This window comes from Olsenella massiliensis, assembly GCF_001457795.1.
Classification (GTDB): Bacteria; Actinomycetota; Coriobacteriia; order Coriobacteriales; family Atopobiaceae; genus Olsenella_F; species Olsenella_F massiliensis.
Map to the genome: position 1 here is coordinate 581,426 of NZ_LN898211.1, position 25,566 is coordinate 606,991.

At 65.6% G+C, this 25,566-nt stretch carries 15 protein-coding genes; 10 read left to right on the top strand and 5 right to left on the bottom strand.

Going from position 1 to position 25,566, the window contains the following annotated elements; translation table 11 throughout:
* Positions 1-79: 79 nt before the first annotated feature.
* Positions 80-4,885 (top strand): InlB B-repeat-containing protein, encoded by a 4,806-nt coding sequence (locus BN3001_RS06630; RefSeq protein ID WP_058270973.1) that lies wholly within the window; start codon positions 80-82, stop codon positions 4,883-4,885.
* Between the two features lie 3 nt (positions 4,886-4,888).
* The gene (locus BN3001_RS06635; RefSeq protein ID WP_058270974.1) at positions 4,889-9,442 is read left to right on the top strand and encodes an MSCRAMM family protein; all 4,554 of its coding nucleotides are present in this window, start codon (positions 4,889-4,891) and stop codon (positions 9,440-9,442) included.
* Between the two features lie 153 nt (positions 9,443-9,595).
* On the opposite strand, the gene BN3001_RS06640 is transcribed toward BN3001_RS06635, so the two are convergent.
* The 3 genes from BN3001_RS06640 to BN3001_RS08495 form a co-directional block, all read right to left on the bottom strand.
* Complete coding sequence (locus tag BN3001_RS06640; RefSeq protein WP_058270975.1) at positions 9,596-10,225, bottom strand: lactate utilization protein; 630 nt, start codon at positions 10,223-10,225, stop codon at positions 9,596-9,598.
* A 145-nt stretch (positions 10,226-10,370) separates the two neighbouring features.
* Positions 10,371-10,820 carry a hypothetical protein gene (locus tag BN3001_RS06645; protein ID WP_058270976.1) on the bottom strand — a complete coding sequence of 150 codons (450 nt, stop codon included), beginning with the start codon at positions 10,818-10,820 and terminating at the stop codon, positions 10,371-10,373.
* Between the two features lie 57 nt (positions 10,821-10,877).
* Positions 10,878-11,330 carry a LytTR family DNA-binding domain-containing protein gene (locus BN3001_RS08495; RefSeq protein WP_058270977.1) on the bottom strand — a complete coding sequence of 151 codons (453 nt, stop codon included), beginning with the start codon at positions 11,328-11,330 and terminating at the stop codon, positions 10,878-10,880.
* Between the two features lie 362 nt (positions 11,331-11,692).
* On the opposite strand from BN3001_RS08495, the gene BN3001_RS06655 reads away from it, so the two are divergent.
* Together BN3001_RS06655 and BN3001_RS06660 are read left to right on the top strand one after the other, a co-directional pair.
* Positions 11,693-12,613, top strand: coding sequence for an SPFH domain-containing protein (locus BN3001_RS06655; RefSeq protein ID WP_058270978.1), 921 nt, complete (start codon positions 11,693-11,695; stop codon positions 12,611-12,613).
* Between the two features lie 107 nt (positions 12,614-12,720).
* Positions 12,721-13,407, top strand: coding sequence for a class I SAM-dependent methyltransferase (locus BN3001_RS06660; protein ID WP_235815070.1), 687 nt, complete (start codon positions 12,721-12,723; stop codon positions 13,405-13,407).
* A gap of 148 nt (positions 13,408-13,555) precedes the next feature.
* Here BN3001_RS06660 and BN3001_RS06665 read toward each other — a convergent pair whose 3' ends face one another.
* Positions 13,556-15,652 (bottom strand): heavy metal translocating P-type ATPase, encoded by a 2,097-nt coding sequence (locus BN3001_RS06665; RefSeq protein WP_235815071.1) that lies wholly within the window; start codon positions 15,650-15,652, stop codon positions 13,556-13,558.
* A 205-nt stretch (positions 15,653-15,857) separates the two neighbouring features.
* On the opposite strand from BN3001_RS06665, the gene BN3001_RS06670 reads away from it, so the two are divergent.
* Together BN3001_RS06670 and BN3001_RS06675 are read left to right on the top strand one after the other, a co-directional pair.
* Entirely contained in the window at positions 15,858-17,024 is a 1,167-nt protein-coding gene (locus BN3001_RS06670) for a glycerate kinase family protein (protein ID WP_235815072.1), read from the top strand.
* A gap of 37 nt (positions 17,025-17,061) precedes the next feature.
* Complete coding sequence (locus BN3001_RS06675) at positions 17,062-18,066, top strand: DMT family transporter (protein WP_058270980.1); 1,005 nt, start codon at positions 17,062-17,064, stop codon at positions 18,064-18,066.
* Positions 18,067-18,138: 72 nt separating this feature from the next.
* Here BN3001_RS06675 and BN3001_RS06680 read toward each other — a convergent pair whose 3' ends face one another.
* Positions 18,139-19,113, bottom strand: coding sequence for a spermidine synthase (locus tag BN3001_RS06680; RefSeq protein WP_058270981.1), 975 nt, complete (start codon positions 19,111-19,113; stop codon positions 18,139-18,141).
* A 205-nt stretch (positions 19,114-19,318) separates the two neighbouring features.
* Between BN3001_RS06680 and BN3001_RS06685 the strand changes: the two genes are divergently transcribed.
* The 4 genes from BN3001_RS06685 to BN3001_RS06700 all read left to right on the top strand — a co-directional run bounded on the left by BN3001_RS06685 (position 19,319) and on the right by BN3001_RS06700 (position 25,505).
* Positions 19,319-19,639 (top strand): twin-arginine translocase TatA/TatE family subunit, encoded by a 321-nt coding sequence (locus tag BN3001_RS06685; protein WP_058270982.1) that lies wholly within the window; start codon positions 19,319-19,321, stop codon positions 19,637-19,639.
* Between the two features lie 105 nt (positions 19,640-19,744).
* Entirely contained in the window at positions 19,745-20,242 is a 498-nt protein-coding gene (gene greA, locus BN3001_RS06690) for a transcription elongation factor GreA (RefSeq protein ID WP_168163957.1), read from the top strand.
* A gap of 19 nt (positions 20,243-20,261) precedes the next feature.
* A complete protein-coding gene (gene lysS / locus BN3001_RS06695) occupies positions 20,262-22,556 on the top strand; it encodes a lysine--tRNA ligase (protein WP_197407468.1) in 2,295 nt (764 codons plus the stop codon).
* Between the two features lie 333 nt (positions 22,557-22,889).
* Complete coding sequence (locus BN3001_RS06700) at positions 22,890-25,505, top strand: ATP-dependent Clp protease ATP-binding subunit (protein WP_058270985.1); 2,616 nt, start codon at positions 22,890-22,892, stop codon at positions 25,503-25,505.
* The last annotated feature ends 61 nt before the right edge of the window (positions 25,506-25,566 follow it).

Here is a 25,566-nt window from a genome sequence, read left to right on the forward strand (position 1 = left end):
AGGTGGGGGGGGGTCATACTTCAATGTATCTGTAGGTAACATAATGTCAGATATCAGACTGCATATCGGTGGGAGACATATGAAGACGAGCAATGGCGTGCGGCGGTTTGGGGCCGGACCAATCGGAAACGTGGCCAAAGGCCTGCTAGCTGCCATGCTCGTGCTGTCCCTGTCCAGCCTCCTCGTGCCGGCGCTCGTCTATGGCGAGCAGGCGGCGAGCCTGGAGGGCGTCGCCGTCCAGCAGGACGACAGTGGGGCGGGCAGTGATTCCGCCAGGGAGGATGTGCTCGCGCCGGGCATCCCGGACGCCTCGCACAGGGGCGACGACGGGCGTTCGACCCCGGCCGAGGGGAGCGACAAGACCGCCCCTACCGGCGAGTCGTCCGACGCAGGCCCCGATGCCGGCGGGACGACCGCCCTTGCGACGGCCCTGACCAACGTGACCTCGCAGGCGCGTGCTCATCGCGCACCGGGCGCGATGAGCACCGTCTTCGTTGACGGGACAAACGGCGATGACGCCAACGACGGGTCGTCGTTTGACGGCAGGGCGCTCAAGACGCTCGCGAAGGCGCTCCAGATGCAGGCCGCCAACCCAACCATCACCACGATGTGCGTCAAGGGCAACATCGCCCTGCCCGCAACGGCCAGCATCCCCTCGGGCGTGACGCTCTCCGTTGCGGCCGACGGCGCGCAGGTCACCGGTAGCGACAACAGCGTTGACGGCATCGTCCTCAAGAGCGGCGCCACCCTCACGGGCGCGGGCACGCTCACGATGACCGGCTTCAAGACCGCGCTCACCGCCGAGAGGGGCTCGACCATCACGGACGGCACCTACGTCCTCAAGGACAACGCAGCCGGCAGCGGCACGCACGGCCTGTTCCTTGCCGGCACCGTCAAGGGTTCCGCGGGCAAGGACAAGCTCACCATCACGGCGGACGACAAGAGCAACACCAACTTCTACGCGCCTGGCATCACGTTCGAGAACTGCACGATCAACGTGAACTCCCGGGCGCGCACCTGGTTTGACGCGTTTGACCTCAACCTCAGGAACGCGTCTCTCACGGTCAAAGGCTTTGGCCAGACCTTCTATGTGGGCAAGCTGAACATGGAGGACTCCGACCTCACGATCAACCCGTCATTCTACGGTAGGACGGGCATGACCATTCAAGGGGCCTCCAACATCGTCAACTCGCGCATCACGGCCAACGCGGGCTCCACCGCGGGCATCTCGGTCGGCGTCGAGAACGGCGCCGTCAACGTCACGAACTCCACGCTCGAGTTCACCAACGGCGGCGTGGGCGGTCTCAACGTGAACACCGGCACGGTCGTCCTCACCAACTCGACCATCAAGGGCGACGGGCGCAACGGCGGCGCCCTCTTTGGGGCGCAGGCAAAGGGTTCGATCGAGTTCAGGGAAGACTGCCTCGTCGAGACCCCGGCGGCGCGCGACGTCGACAACGGCGCCGGCCAGACGACGAAGAACTTCGTCGTGACGGGAGGCTCGTATCGCGTCAAGTACGCGCCGAGCTACAACAGCGCCATGGGCAGCACCATCCCCGCCAACGGTGCCGCCAACGGCGACGAGAGGCTCTCGCTGTTCACCCTCGCGGACCCGTCCACGGCCGTGCTCAAGCCCCTGAACAAGAGCGGCCAGCCCTACGACTACGCCGTCGCCAGGGCGTCGAGCGACGGCGAGAAGCACGTCTGGGTCCCCGCCGCCACCGTGACCTTCAAGCTCAATGCGGCCGACGCGACGCAGCAGGTCGCGGCGGCCTATCCCGATGGGTCCACGGCCGACGTGACCGCGCTCGCGATGCGCGGCTATGCGCTTGAGACGGCCGCGTCCGTCGCGGGAGGCTCCACCAAGGCTCCGGAGGCGCCCGTGGCGGCGGGCTATAAGTTCCGTGGCTGGTTCTACAAGGACGCGACCGGCGCCGAGCAGCCGTTCTCCGCGAGCACCACGGTCTCTTCTGACATGACGGTCTATGCGACATGGGAGAGCGACGCCTCGTCCTACGCCGTCAGGTATCACAACGGCGCCGCCACCGACGCGACGTATCTTTCCACGTCGAGCGACCCCGCCCGCACCATCAAGGTGCTCTCCGGGGACGACGTTATGAAGGCGTCCCCCTCCTTTGCCGTCGCGGGCAAGGTCTTCAAGGGATGGACCACCCAGCCTGACGGCGCGGGCGACGCCGTCGCCGCGGGCAGCAGGCTTGCCGTCCCCGCCGGCACCAGCGTCATCGACCTGTATGCCACGTGGGAGGACCGACTGGTCAGCGTCAAGTTCTCCGCAAACGGCGGCGTCTTCTCCGCCGACAGCGTGTTCAAGAGGAACCCTGCCGTGTTTGACGTCACGACCGACGAGAACGGCGGCGAGGTCGCCGTCGTCAAGAGGCGCCCCAAGGCCACCGACAAGACGACCCTCGACGCACTGCTCGCATCCCTGGGCGACGGTTCCGTCTCGGCGAAGACCAAGGGCATCGCCAGCCCTACCGGCACCAACACCGACGCCGCCTACACGGGCATCGCGAGCCGCGCGCGACACGTGCTGGGCAACGAGGACGTCGAGCTCATCTTCTTTGGGGTCGTCTACGGGCATGAGTACTACTACTGGTTCACGGACGCCGCCGGCTCCTCCAAGGCCAAGATTGACGGGGCCGCCGAGCTGACGCAGGACATGACCTACTACCTCAAGTGGAACGTCGACCCTGCGATCGAGCATGTCGAGGGCACGACCACGATTCCGAGCGACATGTGGAGCGGCTCCCAGGACAAGACCACGTCCGTCAAGGAAGCCGTCACGGGCGAGACCTTCAGCATGACCGGCGCCGTCGATGCCGCGGGCATCGTGAGCCAGATGAACGCGCTTGAGGCCTCCATCGCAGGCGGCCTGGACGACCTCACCAAGATCGCCCTCTCTGACACCTCGTCCACCTTCACGGCAACCATCACGCTGCCCGACGGCGTCGTCGTGCCGTCCGATCCCACGGTCACGACGACGGGCCTCGGGGACTGCTTTGAGGTCACCGGCACGTCCGTCAACGGCCAGGATGTTACCGTGACCTTTGGCCTGAAGGGCAGCTATGCCAACTACCGGCAGCTCAAGGACGCCGTGGAGTCCACCGGCAAGGACGATGCGCCAAGCGAGGTGATTGCCAAGCCGATCACCGTCACCGTCGCGGGTCTCACGCTTGACGCCGACAACGTGACCAACGGCCAGGAGCTTGCTGCCACGGGCGTCGTGAGCGGCACGTTCTCCTCGTATGCGGAGAACACCGTCTCGGGCAAGGTCAAGAAGTTCGACTACGCATGGAACGGCGAGCAGGTCCAGGGGGGCAAGGATCCCCGGGGCGCGGGCATTCGACAGACGATCCTGGTGGTGAAGCCCGCTCAACAGACGCTTCCCGCCGACATCCTGGTCGGGGGGGACACCGAGCACGAGAGCGTGTATCCCGTCCTTGCCGGCCAGACCGTCGATTTTACGGGCACCATCGAGGCGTCCGTGGTAAAGACTCAGATGAGAGGCATAGAGGCCCTGTTCCCCAACACGACCGACTATGCCGGCATCGAGCTCTCGGACATGTCTTCCTCCTTCACGGCCACCTTCACCATTCCCGAGGGCATGACCCTGCCCCAGAACCTGACCAAGGACGCCATCAGGACTGACGGCTTTGCCGACACCTTCTCGGTGTCCGGCGTCTCGGTCAGCGGCAACACCGTCACCGTGACCATGACGCTCAAGGACGGCATAAAGACCTACAAGGACCTTCAGGAGGCCGTCGTCAACAACCTCGGCGACACCATGAAGGTCACCCTCCCCGGCGTCAAGATCGACGACGACGTCTTGGGAGGAACGACCGCCACCGTCGTGGGTACCGTGAGCGGCAGCTTCAAGGCCCATGCGACGAAGGTCGCGACGGGCACCACGAAGGTATTCTCCTTCATGTGGGAGGGCGTGCAGACGCCCGAGGGCATGGATGCGACGGCCACGTCGGTCGACGACGGCATTCGGTTTACGGTCCAGGTTGTCGCGCCCATGGCCTCCACGCTTCCCGGTGACATGCTGGTGGGCGCCAACACCGAGCACGACGCGCCCATTCAGGCCGCCCAGGGCTCCACGTTTGACCTGACGGGCGCCCTTTTGGCGGCGTCCATCCAAGAGCAGATGAACAACATCGAGGCGGCATATCCCAATGTCAGTCACGACGCCATCATGCTGGATGCCATGAGGTTCGCGTTCGAGGCCACGTTTACGGTTCCTGACAGCATGACGCTGCCGTCCGACCTTGACGCGAGCAAGGTCATCGCCGCCGACTTTGGTGACGGCTTCAAGGTGAGTGACGTGCGCGTGAGCGGCAGGACCGTGACGGTCTCCTTTGGCCTGAGCGACCCCGCCTCCATCAAGACCTATACGGACCTCGAGAGGGTCGTGGACGCCGCCGGCGCGAACGACGGGTGGATGCGGCTCACGGTGCCCGGCATCAAGATTGACGGCGACGCTCCGGCGGGGGAGAACCTCACCATGGTCGGCACGGTCAAGGGCTCCTTTGCCGCTGTGGCCACCTCCGCGTCGGGCACGCGCAGGGTGTTCTCGTTTGCCTGGGAGGCCGTCCAGTGGCCTGACGGCAAGGATGCCGTGGCGAGCGACGACGAGACCATCCAGCTGACCATGAGGGTCACCCAGGCAGAAGGTCCCGGCGACGATCATACCGCCGGTGGCAAGGACGCCAGGACGCTGCCGCGGACCAATGACACGACGCTTCCCGTGGCCGTTGTCCTGGGCGTCGCGGCCCTTGGCGCCGCCGTCGTAGGTTTTGGCATGCGCATGCGGAGCCGCCGCCCGCGTCATGAGGGTTCGCACACGGCACAGGATGAGAGGTAGACAATGACGACCGCCACCAAACGGCTTCTGACCGCGCTCCTTGCGATTCTGCTTGCCGCGCAGCTCACCCTCTTCGTCGGCTCTTCCTGGGCGCGCGAGCAGCCTGCGACGTCATCGTCGGTTGAGGGGCAGACCTCCCCTGAGGAGAGCGGCGATGTTGGCAAGAGTGGCAATGCCGGCACGTCCAAGGATGACGCTGCCAACGCAGCCGCGCCTGCTGCCGACTCGCCAGCGACGACGTCTGCACCCGAGGCCGCGCCACTTCGCGCCCCTGCGACCCAGCCTGTTATCGAAGGCACGCTCGTCTCAAAGGATGGCAAGACTACCTACGGATTGCTGTCCGACCCCAAGGCAAGCCTAAGCCTTCCCAAAGGCAGGAAATTCAACCTGCGCGTTCATGCCGTCTTTCCCTCGGCGGGTGACAAGTCCATCGAGATCGCCCTGCCCTATGGCATGCAGTGGGACACCGACTTTGCCTTTGACAAGACGCTCGGCTGGGTGGGCGAGCTTCAGGCAGACGGCGTCGTCAAGCCGCATCAACAGACTGATCCTGCCAAGAAGCCGTCCGTTGTGTATGGCAGGAGCTCTGCTGGCACGCTCACCCTGCGTTTTCAGGACACCACGCAGGAGGTCACCTTTGACCTTCCCATGGGCCTTGCCTTTGACTTCAATCCGGGCCTGGCAAATATCACGGATGCCATCACGCTCACGCAGGCCTACACCACAGCGGGCCAGGCTCCCACCACGCAGAAGGTGGGTGCCGACCTGTCCGTGACGCATCTGCCTGGGCTGGGAGATATTCGCTTTGCCAAAAATTACAGCAATCTCCTTAACGCCAACGGCACCCTGGAGGTGGGCGCTGACGACCCCCAGGGCACAGGCCATGACATCGCCTGGATCGCGGGCCTTGGACCGCAGTACACCACCCCCTACGAGGCGCAGATGCTTGAGGACTACTACCTGGCCATGCTCGCGCCCGAGAAGGCCGAGTACCTGGGTCGCTACTCTCCTGATGGCAACAACGGCGTAAAGGAGAAGGACCTCAAGGTGTATGGTCCCGGGGAGCAGTTCACGCTCAGCACGGGCACTATCTACACCGTGCCGGCCGGCAAGAAGCTCTACGTATGGCGACGCACGAATGCAGCTACCGTTCCCATCACCGGCCATGAGACGGCCTTCAACCCCATGTGGCGCTTTCCTGTGGCCGACTTTCCGGTGGGAAGCGTGGTCGAGATCAGCCAGATTGACGTGGGCGCCAAGTTCTACAGCCCTTCCGGCACGAGCGCCTACCTACCCTATGACGCCTCCAAGCTCAAGACCATGCGCTATGAGATTGCTGAGCCCAAAGAGGACGTGTACGTCAACACCACCATGTACAAGCAGAACGCCAATGACACGGACTGGCCGCTGTGGGAGGGCTACATAGCCGACAACGAGGTCTATCTGGGCGCTCCCGGCTACGAGCACACGCAGAATCGCACGCTTGGCTACTTTACCCTGGGCAATCGCGGCACCGGCGACAGCAAGCCCAAGACCATCATCATCGACTACGACGTCAACGACACCAAGATCGCGGGCGTCACGGCTCAGGCGCTGCCCTTCATCTCAAAGGAAAAGCCGGACGGTACCCAGCCCACCCAGGTGAGCGACTTTACGGTGACGTTCTGGAACAGCAAGACGGGTGAGACCTTCACCCGCACGGTGGATAATCCCAAACAGCGCTTTATCGTGGATGACGTGCTGGGCAAACATACCGAGGATATCTACATCAAGCATATCGAGTACAAGATTAACACCATACCCGCTAAGACCAAGTTCACCTGCTACGAGAATAGTACCGAGAACGGTGGATACGAGGGCACGAGCGAAAGTGCCAGCTTTCCCTTCCATGGCCGCGTGCTCACCAATGAGGTGCGCGAGAAAGGCAAGTGGGGAGATGACCCCACGCTCTTCAAGACGCGCATCCGCATTGAGAACACGGGCGAGGAGGAGCCCACCTGGAACTATCGCAACCAGGAAAAGTGGGACTTCAACGACGGCCAGGGCGAGGTGCTCCTGAAGTACCCCGGTCGCTCCTATGACCACGTGACCATCGGCGACACCTTCACGGCCTTTACGGGCAAGAGCTTCATCCAGGGCCATGGTCCGGTGTTTGCCTGGCATGAGGGCAACCCCATGGTCTTCACGGTTGGTGACACTGTCAAGAACTCGCTGTTTTCCTATTTTGATCCGAGGTGGGACGGCAGCGCCCAGGGCCAGCAGACCTACAAGGCCATCTACTACGTGAGCCCCCTTGGTGACGACCTGAGCTTTCAGATGACGTATCGCTCAGTCTATGGCTCAAAGGACGCCTGGAACAAGGACGGCGCTGCAGGCGAGCAGATTAGTTCCAAGCAACCAAACGTGTACGAGGTACCCGCCTCGGACGCCCTCAAGGCCACCTATCCCAACGCCAAGGTGTACAAGCTTGATTTTTCTGGCTTCACGTCCAAACAAGACATCTATGACACACGTGCGACGGGCCCCTTGGTGGCATGGCGCGAAGAGGCCGATCTGACACCCTACGCTATTATCGATACGTATTGGGCGTATTCTGCTCCAGCCACGGTGCGAGTGAGCTTTGCGTCCGACCCCGAGAAGGACGTGCCGGGCGAGTATTCCCAGCTCATGTGGTATGAGTACGACACGGACACCACCGAGGACCTGGTGTATAGCAAAGACGGCTTTGCCAAGGACAAGTGGGACCTCAACGGCAACGGCAGCACGGACGACCTTCTGGGTGCGCCCATGGGCAACTGGATAATTAAGGAGCCCACGGATCTGGTGGTGACGTCGGCCGCCAAGATGGCCACCCAGCCCGATTCGCAATACATCACCTACGACGGCGTTGCCAAGACGGGCATTGGCGCCAACAGCACGGTGGACTATCGCCTAATTGCAAATAATCCCACGAGCAGCGATGCCAACGGCTTCAAGGTGTATTGGCCCGTGCCCAAGAAGGGTCAGGACTGGGGTAAGGCCATCCAGCCCAAGGGAGCGTTCCAGTTTGACCTCTTTTTGAATGGTGGCATCAAGAGCGAGCTGCCAGCGGGCTATAAGGTCTTTTATGCCAAGGACGCTACGCCCACGAGCCAGGCGCTTGACTGGGACGGCTTCGCCTGGACCGAGGAGGCCGATACCGCCTCTTGGACGCAGAAGGACTGGGATGCCGTGAACTTTGTGCGCATCGAGTCTCCGGCAGACAGTGTCTTTGCGGCCAAGCAGCGCGAGCAGTTCAAGTTCAACCTCACCTTGCGCGACGTTCCCAAGGAGGACTTCGAGAAGAGCCTCCTGGATGTCTATACGCCCATCTACCTGCGCGATTTGGGATCGGGCAAGGGATATCGCTATGGTCAGCCCGTTGCCATGACGCCGCTTCCAGGCGTGCTGGCAGGCACCGCCTGGGTGGACGCCGACTACGACGGGCAGATGGACGCCGCGGAGGCATCCAACGTGATTGCCGGCGTGCGCGTGGAGCTTCTTGACGCGCGGGGTAAGGTCGTTGACACGGCGACCACGGATGCCCAGGGCCACTACGAGTTCAAGGGACTCAAGGACTGGGCGGCAAGCGTTGGCGGTGCACTTGATGCCTATACCGTTAAGGCATACAACCCGACCGACCCCACGTCAGCGTCTGCTGACCGCTTCGTGCGCTTCTCGCCCGTGGGAGAGAGCATGGTCATGACGGCCGCAAGCGACCAGACGTCCGCCTTGGTTGCTGGCGTGAGCGTCAATTCCTCCAATGCACGCGCACTTAACGTAGGTCTCACGCGCGTCACCAAGATAGACGTAAGCAAGCTCTGGGTTGAGGGTAAAAATGCCGACGGCTCCGACGGGCAAGATATGCGCCACGACGCAATCAGTGTGAAGCTTCTTGCTGACGGTGGCGCCGCCAAAGACATCGACGGCAAGGACATCGCGGCGCTCAGCCTTGCGCCCGACTCAGCGACGCCGTGGAAGGGCAGCTTTGACAATCTTCTCGTGAACAATCCCGCGACGAGCAAGGTTGCGCGCTATACCGTGGAAGAGGGCTCGGTTCCCACGGGGTACGTGACGTCGTACGCGTACGAGACCAAGGATGGCCACCTCGTGGCAACCATCACCAACACGCGCATCCACGGCACCATCAAGGTGACCAAGGTGGACGCCGCCGATGGCAACAAACTGCTGGCAGGTGCGACGTTCCAGCTCAGGCAGGATGACGCCGTTGTGCGTGAGGCTGTGACGGACGCGAACGGAAAAGTCGAGTTTGCTGACGTTCCCTATGGCGACTACGAGGTCGTGGAGACGGCGGCGCCGGAGGGCTATGAGCTTGACCCCGCCCCGGTGCAGGTCCAGATTCGCGAGGACGGCAAGGCGGTGGAGCTGACCGTCAAGGACAGCGCCAAGCCGTCGTCTGCGGCGACCCCCCAGACGGGAGACGCCGCCCGGGGGCTAACGGGCCTCGTTGCCTCGGGCGCGCTCGTGCTGGCGGCGGGTCTGGTCTTCCGCCTGCGCCGCACGGGCCGTCAGGGATAGGCGCGAGACGCGTGCCTCGTATCTGCGACGCGCGCCCTGGCCCACCCGTAGCGTGAGCGCGTGATAGTTAAGACGAGGCAGGGCCTCCCGCAATGGGTGGCCCTGCCCGTTATTGGCGCATGGTAGTGCGCGTATGACCGGTCGCGCGAACCCTCAGAATCCCAGGCTGTCGTTGACCAGGATGGCGCTCATGCGCCCTGGGTGCTTGGAGTAGCGGGTGATGAGGAGGTTGCAGCAGATGGTGTCGGGCGCCTTGCAGTTGGCGCAGGCGCCCGTCGTGACGCAGGGCGTCGCCTTGCCAAAGCGCGCGGCGTTGATGGGCGCGGCGACGTTGCGGGCTCGCTTTATGGCGGACTCAACGTCGGGACACACCTTGTTCATGCCTATGATGAAGAGCACGCGTCGAGGTCCCTGGGCTATCGCGGACACGCGGTTGGAGTTGCCGTCAATGTTCACGATGACGCCGTCCTCGGTCAGTGCGTTTGCGCTCGACAGGTAGACGTCGGCGTCGTAGGCGGCGAGCATGGCGGCCCGCGCGTCCTCGAAGGCGTCGCGGTCTATGAAGGTGTACCTGCCCTGCTTCAAGGCGTCAACGAGCCCGATCTCGCGCGCGCTGGCGCAGCCGCCCATCGTGACGGAGCTGCCCTCGCCAATGAGCGACAGCGCCTTCTGGAGGGCCTCCTCCTTGGTGGCGGCATAGTGACCCTCGATGTTGCGGGATGCCAGGCCCTTGATGACCGTGCGAGCGAGGTGCTCGTTGCGCAGCTTGATGGTGGGGTTCATGACCGTCCTCTCGCGAAAGCCCGTGGGACGGCAGGTTGAGTCCCGCCGTCCCCGTACGTCCTCTATGAGTGTAGTCCGATCGCCTTGCCGCAAGGCAAGGGCGCGCAACTTGTAACGCCGCGCTCATTTGGCCTGCGCGCCGGCGTCAGTCCTGGCGACGGCGGGCGTGGTACTCGTCGAGCCGCGCCGTGTAGTCGGCGCCGCGCCGCTTGAACACCGCCCCCATCACAAGGGTCATGATGCCAAGGATGACCAGGTATGTGATCACAAACTCGACCCAGGCCATCGGCAGGTGCACGGGGAGCCATGCGCCCCAGACGGCGCATCCCACAAGCACGATCAGGTAGGTGCTTCCAAAGCCAAAGATCCGCGTGGGATAGGAGAACCTCATCGCGCCCTGGCTTACGAACCAGAGCTGCTGAAGGATGCCTCCTGCAAGGCCGGCGGCCACAAAGCTCAGGATGATGGTTCCGCTGGCGGAGGGTCCGCTCATCGCCTGTTGGACGATGACATAGATGACGAGCATGATGACCGTCACGAGGCCTCCTGACAGGATGCCGTGGCCGACGGTCTTTCCAAGGGTGGTGTCTGACATGAAAACCCGCTCCTTTCGTTCCTGAGGCCGAGCTGTCCTTCTGCAGCGCCCGGTGCGCTATCGTCTGATGCCGATCTTCTTCTTGATGCCGGGGGCATAGGTTCTGGTGGCAAGCACCCTGCGCCCCCCGTCCAGGGTGAGCATCAGCCTGCTTCCGGGCTCCGGTCTGATGGCACGCACATGGTCAAAGTTGACGAGGTCCTGTCGGGAGGCGCGCACGAACTCCGTGCCGTCCAGCGCCTCCTCAAGCTCAAAGAGGCGCAGCGGGCTTTCAAGCCGCGTTCCGTCAGTCAGGCAGAGCCAGGCTCGCTGGTCCTCAAACGCGACGCAGCTGACCTGGTCAAGGGAGACGAGCCTTCGTGTCAGGCCGCCACCCTCGTACCCCGCGAGCCTCCCCTGCGAGGCACGGATGCGCTCTGCGAGCCGAGCGGCGCGTTCGTCTCCCGGCGCGCAGCGGATGGTGACCTCGATGTCGCCTTGGCCCTCTTGCTCCACAACGCGTACGTCCAAGTCTCTCGCCCCCTTCGTTGGGATGTCGTGACGACTCAACTGACGGGTACAGGGTAGTCCCGCGTCGCCGCGCCCGGCGCCTTGTCGCGCCGACTTGCGACATCTGCCCCTTGACCTGACATGAGCTGCACGTAGGGGCAGGTCAGTTGCATGCCATGCGGCTCGCCGCCGCGCCCGGCGCCTGCTACGGGAATGCGCCCGCGGCCGCACTGCGCACGCGCCCGCACTGCGCCCGCCATAGGGATGTGGCATGACGATGAAGGTACGGTACGCTCCGAGTAAGGCCTTGGGCTGAGTTTTAATGGTGCCGCGCGCAACGGTACAATCACAGGAGGCCCACTGTCAGCCACGAAAGGAACCGCATGTTTGCCCTCTTGCTTGGAATCATGCCGCTATTGCCTCTCATCATCATCGCAGCCGCCATCGTTCTGTCCCTCGCCTTCGTGGTGCGTCAGCAGCACGCGGCCATCGTGGAGCGTCTTGGCAAGTTCTCGCACATCGCGTACGCCGGGTTTCACATCAAGGCGCCGTTCATCGACACGGTTCACATGGTCGACCTCATGACCGAAGAGCAGCGCATGACCTTTGACGCCAAGACGAGCGACAACGTGACCATTGAGCTTGAGGTCTCGGTGCAGTATCACGTTGACTCGACCCCGTCCCAGGATGAGTCCAACTCGGGCATCTGGAGGAGCTATTACACCCTCAAGGACCCCATCGCCCAGATGCAGGACTACCTTGCCGACGCGCTGCGCTCCCAGATTCCCATGCGCTCGCTTGACCAGGTCTTTGGTCAGAAGGATGAGATCGCCCAGTCCATCGACGAGATCGTCGCGCAGAAGATGCTGGGGTATGGATACGTGCTGGTGACGACCCTCATCACGTCCATCAGCCTGCCCAGGGAGGTCCAGGAGTCGATGAACCACATCATCGCCTCCAAGAACAACCTCGAGAGCGCGAAGAACGACGCCAACGCCGCCAAGGCAAAGACGGTCATCGCCGCCCAGGCCCGCGCCGAGGCCATGGCGGCCGAGGGCAAGGGCATCGCCGACCAGCGCGTCGCCATCGCCCGCGGCATCAAGGACTCCATCGACACCATCAAGGAGACGGGCGTCAGCGAGGAGCAGGCAGACCGCCTCTTTGAGTTCACGCAGTGGGTGGACATGATGAGCCAGTTTGCGCAGAAGGGGCCGTCAACGGTCGTGCTGCCCTCGGGCTTCGAGGAGTCCGCCTCCTCCTTTGACCAGTTCATCACGGCCAAGAAAACCACGTTAGGCGAGTAGCGCGCGGGGCCTGCGGTCCTGCGGAAGGGTTCGCCATGTGCGGGGACAAAGGTCATGACAATCCGATGCGGCGGGAGGCGGTCGGCCGGTCATCCCTTACCGGGGGCATGGTCGCCAACGAGCCGTCCCTCCCCGCGGGCATGGAGCTGGCGAGGGAGCCTGCGGGCCTGACGCTGCGCGCGGGTGGCATGGGACTCAGGGGCGATTTTTTGCGTCTGCTTCCCCGGCTGAGGCAGGACCGTCTGTCCCGTGAGCTGCTGGTGCGCGCGGCACGGGTGAGGGGGGCGGACGCCCGACCGACGGCCGTTGACGCCACCGCCGGTCTGGGTGAGGACGCGCTGCTGCTGGCTGCCTCGGGCTTTGCCGTGACGCTCTGCGAGCGCAACCCCGTGGTGGCGCGGCTGCTTGCCGACGCGCTCGAGCGCGCCTCCGCGCTGGCTGACCTGGCAGAGGTGGCGGCGTGCATGCGCCTGGTCGCGGGCGACGGCGCCGCGTACCTGCAAGGACTCGGGGACGACAGCGGCGCCCTCGCCCCTGACGTCGTCTACCTGGACCCCATGTTTCCCCAGAAGCGCAAGGACGCGGCCACCAAGAAGAAGCTCCAGCTGCTGCAGATGCTGGAGGACCCCGCGCACGACGAGGAGGGGCTCCTTGCGGCCGCCCTTGCCGCCCGCCCGCGCAAGGTGGTCATCAAGCGTCCCCTCAAGGGCCCGTGGCTGGGAGGCGTCAAGCCCAGCTATGCGCTGGCGGGCAAGGGGGTGCGCTATGACGTGCTGGTCGTGCCACGGCCGTAGGCGCGTCTCTTATACACATCTAGATGTGTATAAGAGACAGCCATACCGTGGAAGAGGGCTCGGTTCCCACGGGGTACGTGACGTCGTACGCGTATGCACGAGCGTAACGCGGCCCTGGGCGGCGCAGTCCGCCCGCGTGCGGCGCGACCTAGCGAATCGCCAGGGCGCGTGACGCGTTGAGCACGCAGAGCACCAGCACGCCCACGTCGCCAAAGACCGCCAGCCACAGCGGGGCCAGCCCGAGGGTCGCGAGGACGAGGATGACGACCTTCGCCCCAATGGCAAAGGCGATGTTCTCGCGCACGATGCGTAGGGTCCGACGGGCGACGCGCAGGGCGGTGACGACCTTGCGGGGGCTGTCGTCCATGAGCACGACGTCGGCCGCCTCTATGGCGGCGTCAGACCCCAGGGCCCCCATGGCGACGCCCACGTCGGCGCGGGCCAGGACCGGGGCGTCGTTGATGCCGTCTCCCACGAACACGACCGAGCCCCTGCTGCCTCCGGCGCCGGCACGGGCGGCGTCTTGGATGATGTCGTCAAGCCGCGCCACCTTGTCGGCGGGCAGGAGCCCGGCATGGTAGCCGTCGAGCCCCAGCTCGGCGGCGACGCCGCGAGCAACCTCGTCAACGTCTCCTGTCAGCATCTCGCAGCGTCGCACGCCCGCGCGCCTGAGCTCCGCGACGGTCGCGGCGCTGTCCGGGCGCAGCTGGTCGGCCACCAGCACGTGGCCCGCGTACGTCCCGTCAAGGGCGACGTGCAGCGTGGTGCGCGCGTCATCGCTGGTGCAGTCGTGCCAGCGCGCGCCCTCGTCCTCCATGAGGCGGGCGTTACCCACGGCGACGCGCCTGCCGTTGACCAGGGCGACGACGCCCTTGCCGGCAAGCTCGCGCATGTCGGTGACGATACAGCCGTCCTCGTCGATGGGGCAGGCGTCCCTCAGCGCGGCGGCAATCGGGTGCAGGGAACGGCTCTCCACGTGCGCCGCCACATGCAGCAGCTGGTCCTTGTCGATGAGCTGCGGGTGAACGGCCGTGACCGAGAAGGCCCCCTGGGTGAGGGTGCCGGTCTTGTCAAACACCACCGTGTCGGCACGAGCGAGGGTCTCAAGGTGGTCTGACCCCTTGATGAGGACGCCCACCCGGGAGGCCCCGCCGATGCCGCCGAAGAAGGTCAGGGGCACGGACAACACCAGGGCGCAGGGACAGGACACCACCAGGAAGGTCAGCGCGCGCAGCAGCCAGGTGGCTGCCGACGCCTGGGGGTCGCCGCTCACGAGCGGGGGAACGACGGCGACCAGAACCGCCAGGGCCACCACGATGGGCGTGTACACCTTGGAGAACCGCTCGACCAACCCCTCCGAGCGCGAACGACGTGCGTCGGCGCCGCGCACGAGCTCCAGGATCCTCGAGACGGTCGAATCGGCAAAGCTGCTGGTCGTACGCACGCGAATGACCCCGGTGAGGTTCACGCAGCCCGAGGTCACCGCGTCGTCGCATCGTGCCTCGCGGGGGGCCGACTCGCCGGTGAGGGCGGAGGTGTCCAGGCTCGTCGCCCCCTCGACGATGACGCCGTCAAGGGGCACCCTCTCGCCTGGTCGCACGACGATCGTCTCGCCGACGGCGACGTCGCCGGGGGAGAGTCTGACGATCTGGCCCTGGCGCTCGACGGCGGCCACGTCGGGGCGGATGTCCATGAGCGCCTTGACGGACCGCTCGCTGCGCTGCTCCGCCAGCCCCTCCGCCAGCTCGCCCACCTGGAAGAACAGCATGACGAAGACGGCCTCGGCAAAGAGGGGCTCACCCTGGGGCACGAAGGCCATGAGCAGGGCCCCCAACGTCGCCACGGACATGAGGACGCTCTCGCCAAACGCCGCCCCCTCCCGCAGGTCCTGGGCGGCCTCGCGCAGGATGGGCAGGCCCGCCACGAGGTAGGAGGGAAGAAAGAGCGCAAGCTGCAGGACGAGGGGCAGCTCCATGAGGCGCGTGGCGAGCCATGCCGCCGCCAGCAGCGCGGTAGAGGCGCCGATCCGCCTGCCCAGCTGGCGCGGGCTCTCCTCGTCGTCCTCGTCCTCGTCCTCCTCGTCGTGCTCGACGCACCGTCCGCCAGCGCAGTCGTCGTCGGCAAGGCCGGCTGCTGCGTCAGGCTGTCTGCGAATGGCGTCGGTGTCCTTGCTGATGGCGTCGGTGTTCTTGCGGCAGCTGCAACCCATGTGCGTCACCCAGTCCCTCTCTGTTAATGAACACATGAACAATAATTCATATTACAAGCGTAGCGTACTCACATGGGACACCGCTGTCAACAGGTTTCCATCATATTCTTCAGTCGCCAGGCCAGGCCCCCTCTTGTCAGCGCCATCTTTGAGCGGACGCAAGCGGCGAGGGCGCGGCCGGGCGGGCGACGGCGGGAGCATGCCGTATGATGGGAGCATGCAATGCAGGGAAGGAGCCACCGTGGCCTCACCATACAGGTTCGTCTTTGCCTCGGACAGCTTTCAGGGCACGCTCTCGTCCTCGCAGACGGCCAGCTTGCTCCAAAATGCCGCGCGGGACCAGTTTGCCGACTGCCAGTGCGTTGGGATTCCCATGGCCGACGGAGGCGAGGGCACGGCGGAGGCGCTCGTCGCCGCCTGTGGGGGCGAACTGCGCGGGGTGGACGTCCATGACCCCCTCGGCCGGCCCATCAGGGCCTCCTACGGCCTTCTGGGCGACAGGCGCGCGGTCATAGAGATGGCGGCGGCGTCGGGCCAGCAGCTCCTTATGCCCGAGGAGCGCGACCCCCTCATGACGTCCAGCTATGGCACGGGCGAGCTGATTTCGGACGCGCTGGCCCAGGGCTGCGATGACGTCACGATCGCGCTGGGAGGGTCCGCCGCCAACGACGGCGGCATGGGCTGCATGCGCGCGCTGGGCGTGCGCTTTTTGGACGAGAACGGCGCGGAGCTCGCGGGCGTGGGGCGCGACCTCGCCCTGGTGCGCTCCATCGACCTCTCGCTCTTCAGGCTCTACGTGGGCGAGACCCGCTTCAGGGTCATGTGTGACGTGCGCAGCCCGCTTTTGGGCGAGGAGGGGGCCACGCTGGGATATGCCGCCTCGCGGGGCGCCACGGGCGAGGTCGCCCGGGAGCTGGAGCGGGGCATGGCACGCTACGCCGACGTGCTGGACGCCGTCTTTGGGCGTGCGTCGGGCGTGAGCGTCCGCGACCAGCCCGGATCGGGAGCCGCAGGCGGGCTTGGCGCCGCGTGCGCGGCGTTTCTCTCCGCCCGGCTGGACGGCGGCATAGAGAGCATCCTTGAGCTCGTCCGCTTTGACGACATCCTGGCGACCGCCGACCTCTGCGTCACGGGCGAGGGACGCCTTGACGGCCATACGGGCGTCGGCAAGGTCATGTCGGGCGTGGCCGCGGCCTGCGCTCGGCAAGGCGTGCCCTGCGTGGCGATCGTGGGGGAGGTGGAGAGGGGCGACCTGCCCCCGGTCGTGCGCAGCCTGACCGCCGTCGTCCCGACGGTCGAGTCGTCCGAGGCCGGCGAGGAGGCTCTCGACCACGCCGAGGAGCTGTACGTGCGGGCGGCGAGGCGCCTCTTCTCGCTCGTCGCCATTGGGGTGGGCCTTGGTGCGTAGCGTGATGAGGAGCTCCGTCCCGTCGTCCAGGCCGACCATGACGGACGCGAGAAGGTCGGCCGTCGCCGTGACGGGACGCGTCGTGCCGCGCGTCTTTGTCTCGTCCGCGGGCGTCCTGGCGCTCAACCTCTTCTGCTGCCTTTTGTGGGGCAGCGCCTTTCCCTGCATCAAGCTGGGGTACGCGCTGTTTTCGGTCACGGCCGACGACACGGGCTCCAAGCTCCTGTTTGCGGGCGTGCGCTTCTTCTTGGCCGGGCTCATGGTGGTCGTGCTCATGAGCGCGCTGCGTCGCAGGGTCGTGCGGCCGCGCCCGGACGAGCTGCCCGTGGTGGCCCTGCTCGCGCTCTTTCAGACGGTGCTGCAATATCTCTTCTTCTACCTGGGGCTGTCGCATGCGTTGGGAACGACCAGCTCCATCATCAACGCCAGCTCCACCTTCCTGTCGATATTGCTGGCGGCCCTCGCGTTTAGGCAGGAGCGGCTGACGCCGCGCAAGATCCTTGGCTGCGCCCTGGGCTTTGGCGGCGTCGTGCTGGTCAATCTGGGGTCGCTTCGCGCGGGCGGCGGCTTTGCGCTCAACGGGGAGGGGTTCATCTTCCTGTCGGCCCTGTCAGGCGCCGTGGTGACGTGCCTGCTGCGGCTGTTCACGCAGGACCATGACGCCGTGATGCTCAGCGGCTGGCAGTTCATGCTGGGCGGGCTGGTGCTTGCTGGGGCGGGCCTGTCGCTGGGCGGGCATCTGTCCCTTCCGGGCCCCTCGGGCGTGGCGCTCATCCTGTACATGGGGTTCATCTCGGCCTGCGCCTACTCGCTGTCGAGCGTGATGCTGTCCGTCAACCCCGTGTCGCGCATCGCGGTGTTTCGCTTCATGACGCCGGTGTTTGGCTTTCTGCTGTCGGCGGCGCTGCTGGGCGAGGCAAAGTCCATCGACCCCGCCCGCTCCTTGGTCGCGCTCGCGCTCGTGGCGGCAGGCATCATCGTCGTCAACGTGGCCCTGCCGGCGCAGCCACGCGGCGCGACGCGGGAGGGCGCGCGACGCTGAGGCGGGCATGCGGCCCCGCTGAGGGCCTTTTGTCGTCCATCTGTCGTCCGCCGCCCGTCCCCTCCCGTCGTGCTACCTGACGCGTACCTCATAGACGTCACGGACGGGAAGCCGCAGGTCGGTTGCCACGAAGGCGTTCGCGCCGCCGCGCCTGGGATCGTCAGGCCATTCCGGAAACAGGTAGACGTGCGCAAACTCCGCGGCGAACGCCTTGATGGTCTGGTGCAGCACGTCCGAGGACCTCCCCTCGAGCGGGCAGAGGAGGTTGGCCAGGTAGGCCCCGCCGGGAAGAAGATGCGCGCGGATGGTCCGCGCGCCGTCGGCGCCGGTGAGCGCGCCCAAGGGCCGCCTGGCCCGAAACGCGTCATTGACGATGAGACGCCATCGCCGGTCGCCCGACGCGAGCCAGTCCCAGCCGTCAGTGCAGCGCACCACGAGACGCCCCCGCTCCTCGGCGTGAAAGCGCGCCTCCAGCTCGGATAGGAAGAAGTGCCGGCGGGCGATGTCGATGACCTTGGGGTCGATCTCCGCCACGTCAACTCGTGCGCGCGGGCAGTGCGCCACCAGCCACTTGGGAAGCGAGAAGCCGCCCCCGCCGACGACGAGGACGTCGTCCAAGGCGCAGCACCCCCCCGTGCCGCCCGGCCCCAGCATGTCGATGACCTCGGCAAAGTACTGGTGGTAGGCGCAGACGAGCTCAAAGCGCTGGTCCGTGGGCCCCCCGTCGAACAGTCGCGCGTCCGATGGGGCCCCCGCCACCCCCGCGCCGGCTGCGACGTTTTTTCCGTCCGTAGCCTCCGCGCCGGGTTCAGCCCCCGCGCCGTCCGATGACGGCAGGACATAGCTCACGCTCTGGAAGGTGCCGTTGACGTTGAGGAGCCTGATGGCGTCGCCATCCTCGTCAGAGCCGTCAAACACCAGGGCGGGCCCAAAGCGCGTGAGGTAGACGCTCACCTTGCGCCAGCGCAGCAACAGCCACAGGGCGACAAGAAGCACCGCGTCGATGACGAGGCAGACTATGACGATGGTGAGGGCAAGTTGGCTCACGGGCGTTCCTTTGGCTCGATGATGCAGGTCGCATTCTCGTCGCGGCGCGGGGTGACGCGATGCTGCGGGACGTGGGCGCATGACGACCGCACACAGGACGCCTGCGATAGAGATTATGAGTAATGGACTTGCTCGGCTATACTACCATGTGCGAAAACCGCACAATCAAGCAGTATGATTTCTCGACCTTTAGGGGGCAGTCAACATGTTTCTCGGCATGGGTCCTTTGGAACTCGTCCTTATCCTCGTCGCGGTCCTCGTGATCTTTGGGCCCAAGAATCTCCCCAAGCTGGGCAAGTCCCTGGGCAAGACCGTCAAGAACATCCGCGAGGGCATGGATGAGGCCGGCGACGCCATGACGGAATCCGACGACGCCACCGACGTGACCGACTCCGTCAAAGACGAGAAGGACGTCATCGAGGATGCTGCCCCCGCGCACGTCTTCTGCAGCAAGTGCGGCGCCAAGAACGCCGCCGACGCCGAGTTCTGCGGCAAGTGCGGCGCCAAGCTGGGTTCGGCAGAGTAGTCCCACGTCCATCGTCGTAGTCCCGCCCGCACCCCCGCCAATAGGCGACGGGCGGGGACCCATGCGACACCGAGAAGAAGGCGCGACATGGAAAAGCAGGACCGTATGACAAAGAACATCATGACCCAGGGCGCCTACAACCGCCTTGAGCAGAGCATCAAGCAGCTCGAGGACGTCGAGCGCCCCCGCGTCATCGCCGCGATTCAGGAGGCGCGCGACCATGGCGACCTCTCTGAGAACTCCGAGTACGATGACGCCCGCGAGGCGCAGGGCCAGCTTGAGGCCAAGATCAGCGAGATGCGCTCCCAGCTGGCCAACGCGGTCATCGTGGAGAGCAGCACCGAGTTCGCGTCGCTCGAGTCGGAGGTCACCATCGCCGACGAGGCGGGGGCGACCCGCACGGTGACCATCGTCTCCGCGTCCGAGGTGGACGTGCTCAGCGGCAAGATCTCCAACAACTCGCCGCTGGGCGGCGCCCTCTTCAACCACACCATCGGTGAGAAGGTGTCCTACGTGCTTCCCTCCGGCAAGGCCAAGACGGTCACCATCGTCGCGGTCAAGCCCAAGTACGACGACGCCGCCGACGGAGGCGCGACGAAGTAGCCCAGGGCGATGCGCCCGCATGCTCGCGCGTGCGCGGCTGCGCCAAGAGGAGCATCGGGGGAATCCAGTGTCAGACGAGCTTGCAAGCGCCCCAGAGGTGGACATCAACGACGAGAGGGCCGTGCGTCGCGCCAAGCGACAGGCCCTGATTGACGCCGGCATCAACCCGTACCCCACCAGAAGCGAGGTCAGCGCCCATGCCGCCGAGCTTGAGAGGCGCTACGCCTCCCTGGGGGACGGCGCCGCGACCGAGGACGAGTTCACGGTCGCCGGTCGCGTGAGGGCGCTGCGCAAGCAGGGCAAGGTCTGCTTCATCGTGCTCGAGGACGTCTCGGGTCAGATTCAGCTCTTCTGCCGCGTCAACGACCTCGGCGACGCCTGGGGGCTCCTTGGCCAGCTTGACCGCGGGGACATCATCCAGGCGACCGGCGTCGTGCTGCGCACGAGACGCGGGCAGCTGTCCGTCTGCCCGTCGGACGTCAGGCTCCTCTCCAAGAGCCTGCGTCCCCTGCCCGAGAAGTTTCACGGCCTCACCGACCGTGAGGTCCGCTACCGCCAGCGCTACGTCGACCTCATCATGAACCCGGACGTGCGCGAGACCTTCCGCAAGCGTTCGCGGATCATCAGCCTGATTCGTCGGTACATGGAGGACGACGGCTACCTTGAGGTCGAGACGCCCATGATGCACGCCATCCTGGGAGGGGCCAACGCCAGGCCGTTCGTCACGCACTTCAACGCCCTCGACCGCGACTTCTACCTGCGCATTGCCACCGAGCTGCCCCTCAAGCGCCTCATCGTGGGTGGCATGGAGCGCGTCTTTGAGATTGGTCGTCAGTTCCGCAACGAGGGCATGGACCTCACGCACAACCCCGAGTTCACGTCGATGGAGGCCTACTGCGCCTACTCCGACCTCGACGGCATGAAGCGCCTCACGGAAGGCCTCTTCAAGACCATCGCGCGTGAGGTGTGCGGCTGCGCCGAGGGGCATGAGGTCATTACGTATCAGGGCCAGGCCGTGGACATGAGCGGCAGCTGGCCGTCGCGCTCGCTGTCCCAGATTGCCTCGGAGGTCGTGGGCGAGAAGCTCGACATGGACACGCCCGTCGAGCGCCTGCGACAGGTCTGCGACGACCACAGGATCGAGTGGCAGGACAACTGGGGGGCCGGCAAGCTCCTCTTTGAGCTCTATGACGAGCTGGGCGAGGGAACCATCGTCAACCCGACCTTCGTGTGCGACTATCCCGAGGAGGTCAGCCCCCTCTCCAAGCGCAAGGACGAGGATCCGCGCCTGACCGACCGCTTTGAGCTCGTCATCTGCGGGCATGAGTACGCCAACGCCTTCTCGGAGCTCAACGACCCCATAGATCAGGCCGGGCGCTTTGCCGAGCAGGTGACCGCAAAGGGGTTTGGCGACGACGAGGCCATGGGCTACGATTATGACTACGTGCGTGCCCTTGAGTACGGCATGCCGCCTGCGGGCGGCATCGGCTACGGCATCGATCGCATGATCATGCTCTTCTGCGATCAGCCCGCCATCAGGGACGTCCTCCTGTTCCCCCAGATGAAGCCCGAGACCATCTCGCGGGCGGACATCGAGGCGCAGGTTGGCGGCGCCTTGGGCCACGACGCGGCGCGCATTGACACGATCGCGGCGGACTCGGTTGCCGGGGCGAGCGGCTCGGCGGAAGGGAAGGGGACCATGGCACGGCTCGAAAGCGGACTTTCTCGCGAGCAGGCTCTTGACCTTTTGAAGAAGTACAACGAGGATGAGTTCCACATTCAGCACGGCAAGACCCTGGAGGGTCTCATGCGCCATTTTGCCGAGCAGTATGACCCCGAGAACGTCGAGTTCTGGGGGCAGGTGGGGCTGCTGCACGACCTTGACTGGGAAAAGTGGGACGACAACCAGCTTCACACCGTCAAGACCGCGGAGCTGCTGGCGGAGGCCGGCGCCGATCCCGCGCTCGCCAAGGCGATCCAGACGCACAACTCCGACGTTAACCTTGATTTGCCCAAACCCGAGCTCAAGATGGAGAAGGTCCTCTTTGCCGTGGACGAGCTGTCGGGGCTCATTCAGGCCGCGGCGCGCATGCGCCCGTCCGGCTCCGTCACGGACATGCCGCTCAAGTCCCTCAAGAAGAAGTTCAAGGACAAGCGCTTCGCCGCCGGCTGCGACCGCAACGTGATTCGCATGGGCGCCGAGCTCAACGGCATGGAGCTCGACGAGCTCCTGGAGGCCGTGCTTGGCGCCATGAAGGCCATCGCTCCCGTGGGCGACTACAACGCCAAGCCCACGGACGCGGCTGCCGAGTAGTCCGCGCGCACACGTCGCGCTCACCCCCGCGTCAGAAGGCGCGGGGGCTTTTTGTGTGGACGCCGGCGCTTTTGTGTGCTTGGTACTTTGGGGGTCCCGTCTAACGTGTGCGTTGCGAGGGCTACCTTTTGCGTTTGCCCAGGATTCGATTATTACGACCCGTCCAAACGCACGCGTGCCTCGAGGCCTGAGATGTCGCCCCTGCGCCCCGCCCCGTCCCGCCCTGCCGCGCCCGCACACCGGTTTCGTTCATGCGCGGGCGGGGTACAAGCATGACCAGCAAACAGAGGCCGGGTGCACCCCGGCGAACGACCCAGGGGGGCGTTGACGTCAATGTTCGAAAAGTTCACGGACAAGGCGCGCAAGGTCATGAGCCTTGCGCAGGACGAGGCTCGCAACCTCGGCAAGATGTACGTGGGCACGGAGCACCTGCTCCTTGCCCTCATCAAGGAGGGGGAGGGCGTGGCGGCCCAGGCGCTCGCCAAGCTCGACGTCACCTACACGGAGACCCTCGCCACCGTCAAGGAGATCTCAGTTGACGACAACGAGACCATCCCCGGCGGTCACATTCCCTTCACGCCGCTCGCCAAGCGCGTCCTTGAGGACGCCTACCGCGAGACCATGGCGCGGGGCCAGACCTACATCGCCACGGAGCACCTGCTGCTGGGTATCGTCTCGCAGCCCGAGGACCGCGCCATGATCGCGCTCTCGCGCATGGGCGTGTCGGGCGACGCCGTCCGCAACGCCGTCAACGAGTTCATCGAGAAGAGCGCCGAGAAGGACGCGTCCTCCACCCAGCAGCCGACGGGCGTTGGCTTTGGCCAGCAGTTCTTTAGCGGCATGGGCCCCGGCCAGAGCCAGCAGGGCGACGACTCGGTCCTCGAGCAGTTCAGCCGCAACCTCACGGCCCTCGCCGCCGACGGCGAGCTTGACCCCGTGATCGGCCGCGACCGCGAGGTGGAGCGCGTCATGCAGGTCCTTGCCCGCCGCCAGAAGAACAACCCCCTCATCCTCGGCGACCCGGGCGTGGGCAAGACGGCCATCGTCGAGGGGCTCGCGCAGCTCGTGGCCGTCGGCAACGTCCCCGACATCCTGCGCGGCAAGCAGATCTGGACCCTCGACGTGGCGAGCCTGGTCGCCGGCTCCAAGTATCGCGGCGAGTTTGAGGAGCGCCTCAAGAAGGTCATCGCCGAGGTCTCCCAGAACAAGGATGACATCCTCTTCATCGACGAGATTCACACCATCATCGGCGCCGGCGCCGCCGAGGGCTCCATCGATGCCGCGTCCATCCTCAAGCCGCCCCTCTCGCGCGGCGAGATACAGGTCATCGGCGCCACCACTGCCGAGGAGTTTCGCAAGCACATCGAGAAGGACTCCGCCCTCGAGCGCCGCTTCCAGCCGATCTACGTCGGCGAGCCCACGCCCGAGGACACCCTCGAGATCCTGCATGGCCTGCGCGAGGCCTACGAGAGGCACCATCGGGCCAAGTACACGGAGGAGGCCCTTGCGGCGGCCGTGACCCTCTCCAACCGCTACGTCCAGGACCGCTTCCTGCCCGACAAGGCCATCGACATCATCGACGAGGCCGGCGCCCGCACCCGCGTCCACAAGGTTGACCTGCCGCCCGAGCTCAAGCAGGTCGACCAGGAGCTGGCGCGCATCAAGGAGGAGAAGTCCAAGGCGGCCGACGCCCAGGAGTTCGAGGAGGCCGCGCGCCTGCGCGACCGCGAGAGGGAGCTGGGGGCCAAGCGCGACGAGCTTGAGCGGGCCTGGCACGAGAAGACTGACGCCGCCGTCACGCTCATCACCGAGAAGGAGGTCGCAGACGTCGTCTCGGACATCACGGGCGTGCCCGTCTCCAACCTCACCGAAAAGGAGGCGAGCAAGCTGCTGCGCGCCGAGGAGGCCCTGCACCAGCGCGTCATCGGGCAGGAGGAGGCAATCACCAAGGTGGCCAAGGCCATCCGCCGCTCGCGCTCCGCGCTCAAGGACCCGCGCAGGCCCGGAGGCTCGTTCATCTTCCTCGGACCCTCGGGCGTGGGCAAGACCGAGCTCGCCAAGTCGCTCGCCGAGTTCCTCTTTGGCAGTGACGACGCGCTCATCAGCTTTGACATGTCGGAGTTCATGGAGCGCCACGAGGTGGCCAAGCTCATCGGCGCGCCTCCGGGATACGTGGGCTACGACGAGGGGGGCGAGCTCACCAAGGCGGTGCGGCGCAGGCCCTACTCCGTCATCCTCTTTGACGAGATTGAGAAGGCCCACCCCGACGTCTTTGACGTGCTCCTCCAGATTCTCGACGAGGGGCGGCTCACGGACGGCCAGGGCCGTACCGTGGACTTCTCCAACACGGTCATCATCATGACCTCCAACGTGGGCGCCCGCGACATCGCGCAGACGAGCTCCATGGGCTTCTCCGCGCAGGGGTCGGGCGGCCTGTCGGACAAGGAGATCAACTCCCGCGTCATGAGCGAGCTCAAGAAGCTCTTCAGGCCCGAGTTCCTCAACCGCGTGGACGAGGTCGTCGTCTTCAAGTCGCTCACGTCCGACCAGCTGCGTGGCATCGTGGACCTGATGGTCGCCGAGCTTCGCAATCGCATGATCGCCCAGGGCATGTCCATAGAGCTCACCGATGCCGCCCGCGACCACATCGTCAAGGTGGGCACTGACCCCGTCTACGGCGCGCGCCCGCTGCGCCGCGCGATTCAGACCCTCATCGAGGACCCGCTCTCCGAGCAGCTGCTCGAGGGCAGGTGGAAGGAGGGCGACATCGTCAAGGCGGACCATGACGGCACGGCGGACGAGCTGAGCTTCGAGCGTGTCGAGGGCGAGATACCAGAGCCCTCCACCCGGCTGCACATGGATCTGCCCAAGGCTCGCGAGCACTGGAGCGCCTCGCGCCCGCTGCCCGCCTCCGGCGCGGCCGACGGCGCCAGCCGCCAGACCCAGTAGGCCCGCGCCCGCGCCCTCGCTCCTGCGGCCCCCAGCCTGCTTGGGGGCCGCGCGCGCGGAG

Bases quoted from the DNA above. Each gene is read 5' to 3' on its own strand.
- BN3001_RS06630 (WP_058270973.1), top strand. From the start codon at position 80: ATGAAGACGAGCAATGGCGTGCGGCGGTTTGGGGCCGGACCAATCGGA.
- BN3001_RS06635 (WP_058270974.1), top strand. From the start codon at position 4,889: ATGACGACCGCCACCAAACGGCTTCTGACCGCGCTCCTTGCGATTCTG.
- BN3001_RS06640 (WP_058270975.1), bottom strand. From the start codon at position 10,225: ATGAACCCCACCATCAAGCTGCGCAACGAGCACCTCGCTCGCACGGTC.
- BN3001_RS06645 (WP_058270976.1), bottom strand. From the start codon at position 10,820: ATGTCAGACACCACCCTTGGAAAGACCGTCGGCCACGGCATCCTGTCA.
- BN3001_RS06655 (WP_058270978.1), top strand. From the start codon at position 11,693: ATGTTTGCCCTCTTGCTTGGAATCATGCCGCTATTGCCTCTCATCATC.
- BN3001_RS06660 (WP_235815070.1), top strand. From the start codon at position 12,721: ATGGTCGCCAACGAGCCGTCCCTCCCCGCGGGCATGGAGCTGGCGAGG.
- BN3001_RS06665 (WP_235815071.1), bottom strand. From the start codon at position 15,652: ATGTGTTCATTAACAGAGAGGGACTGGGTGACGCACATGGGTTGCAGC.
- BN3001_RS06675 (WP_058270980.1), top strand. From the start codon at position 17,062: ATGACGGACGCGAGAAGGTCGGCCGTCGCCGTGACGGGACGCGTCGTG.
- BN3001_RS06685 (WP_058270982.1), top strand. From the start codon at position 19,319: ATGTTTCTCGGCATGGGTCCTTTGGAACTCGTCCTTATCCTCGTCGCG.
- greA (WP_168163957.1), top strand. From the start codon at position 19,745: ATGACAAAGAACATCATGACCCAGGGCGCCTACAACCGCCTTGAGCAG.
- lysS (WP_197407468.1), top strand. From the start codon at position 20,262: ATGCTCGCGCGTGCGCGGCTGCGCCAAGAGGAGCATCGGGGGAATCCA.
- BN3001_RS06700 (WP_058270985.1), top strand. From the start codon at position 22,890: ATGTTCGAAAAGTTCACGGACAAGGCGCGCAAGGTCATGAGCCTTGCG.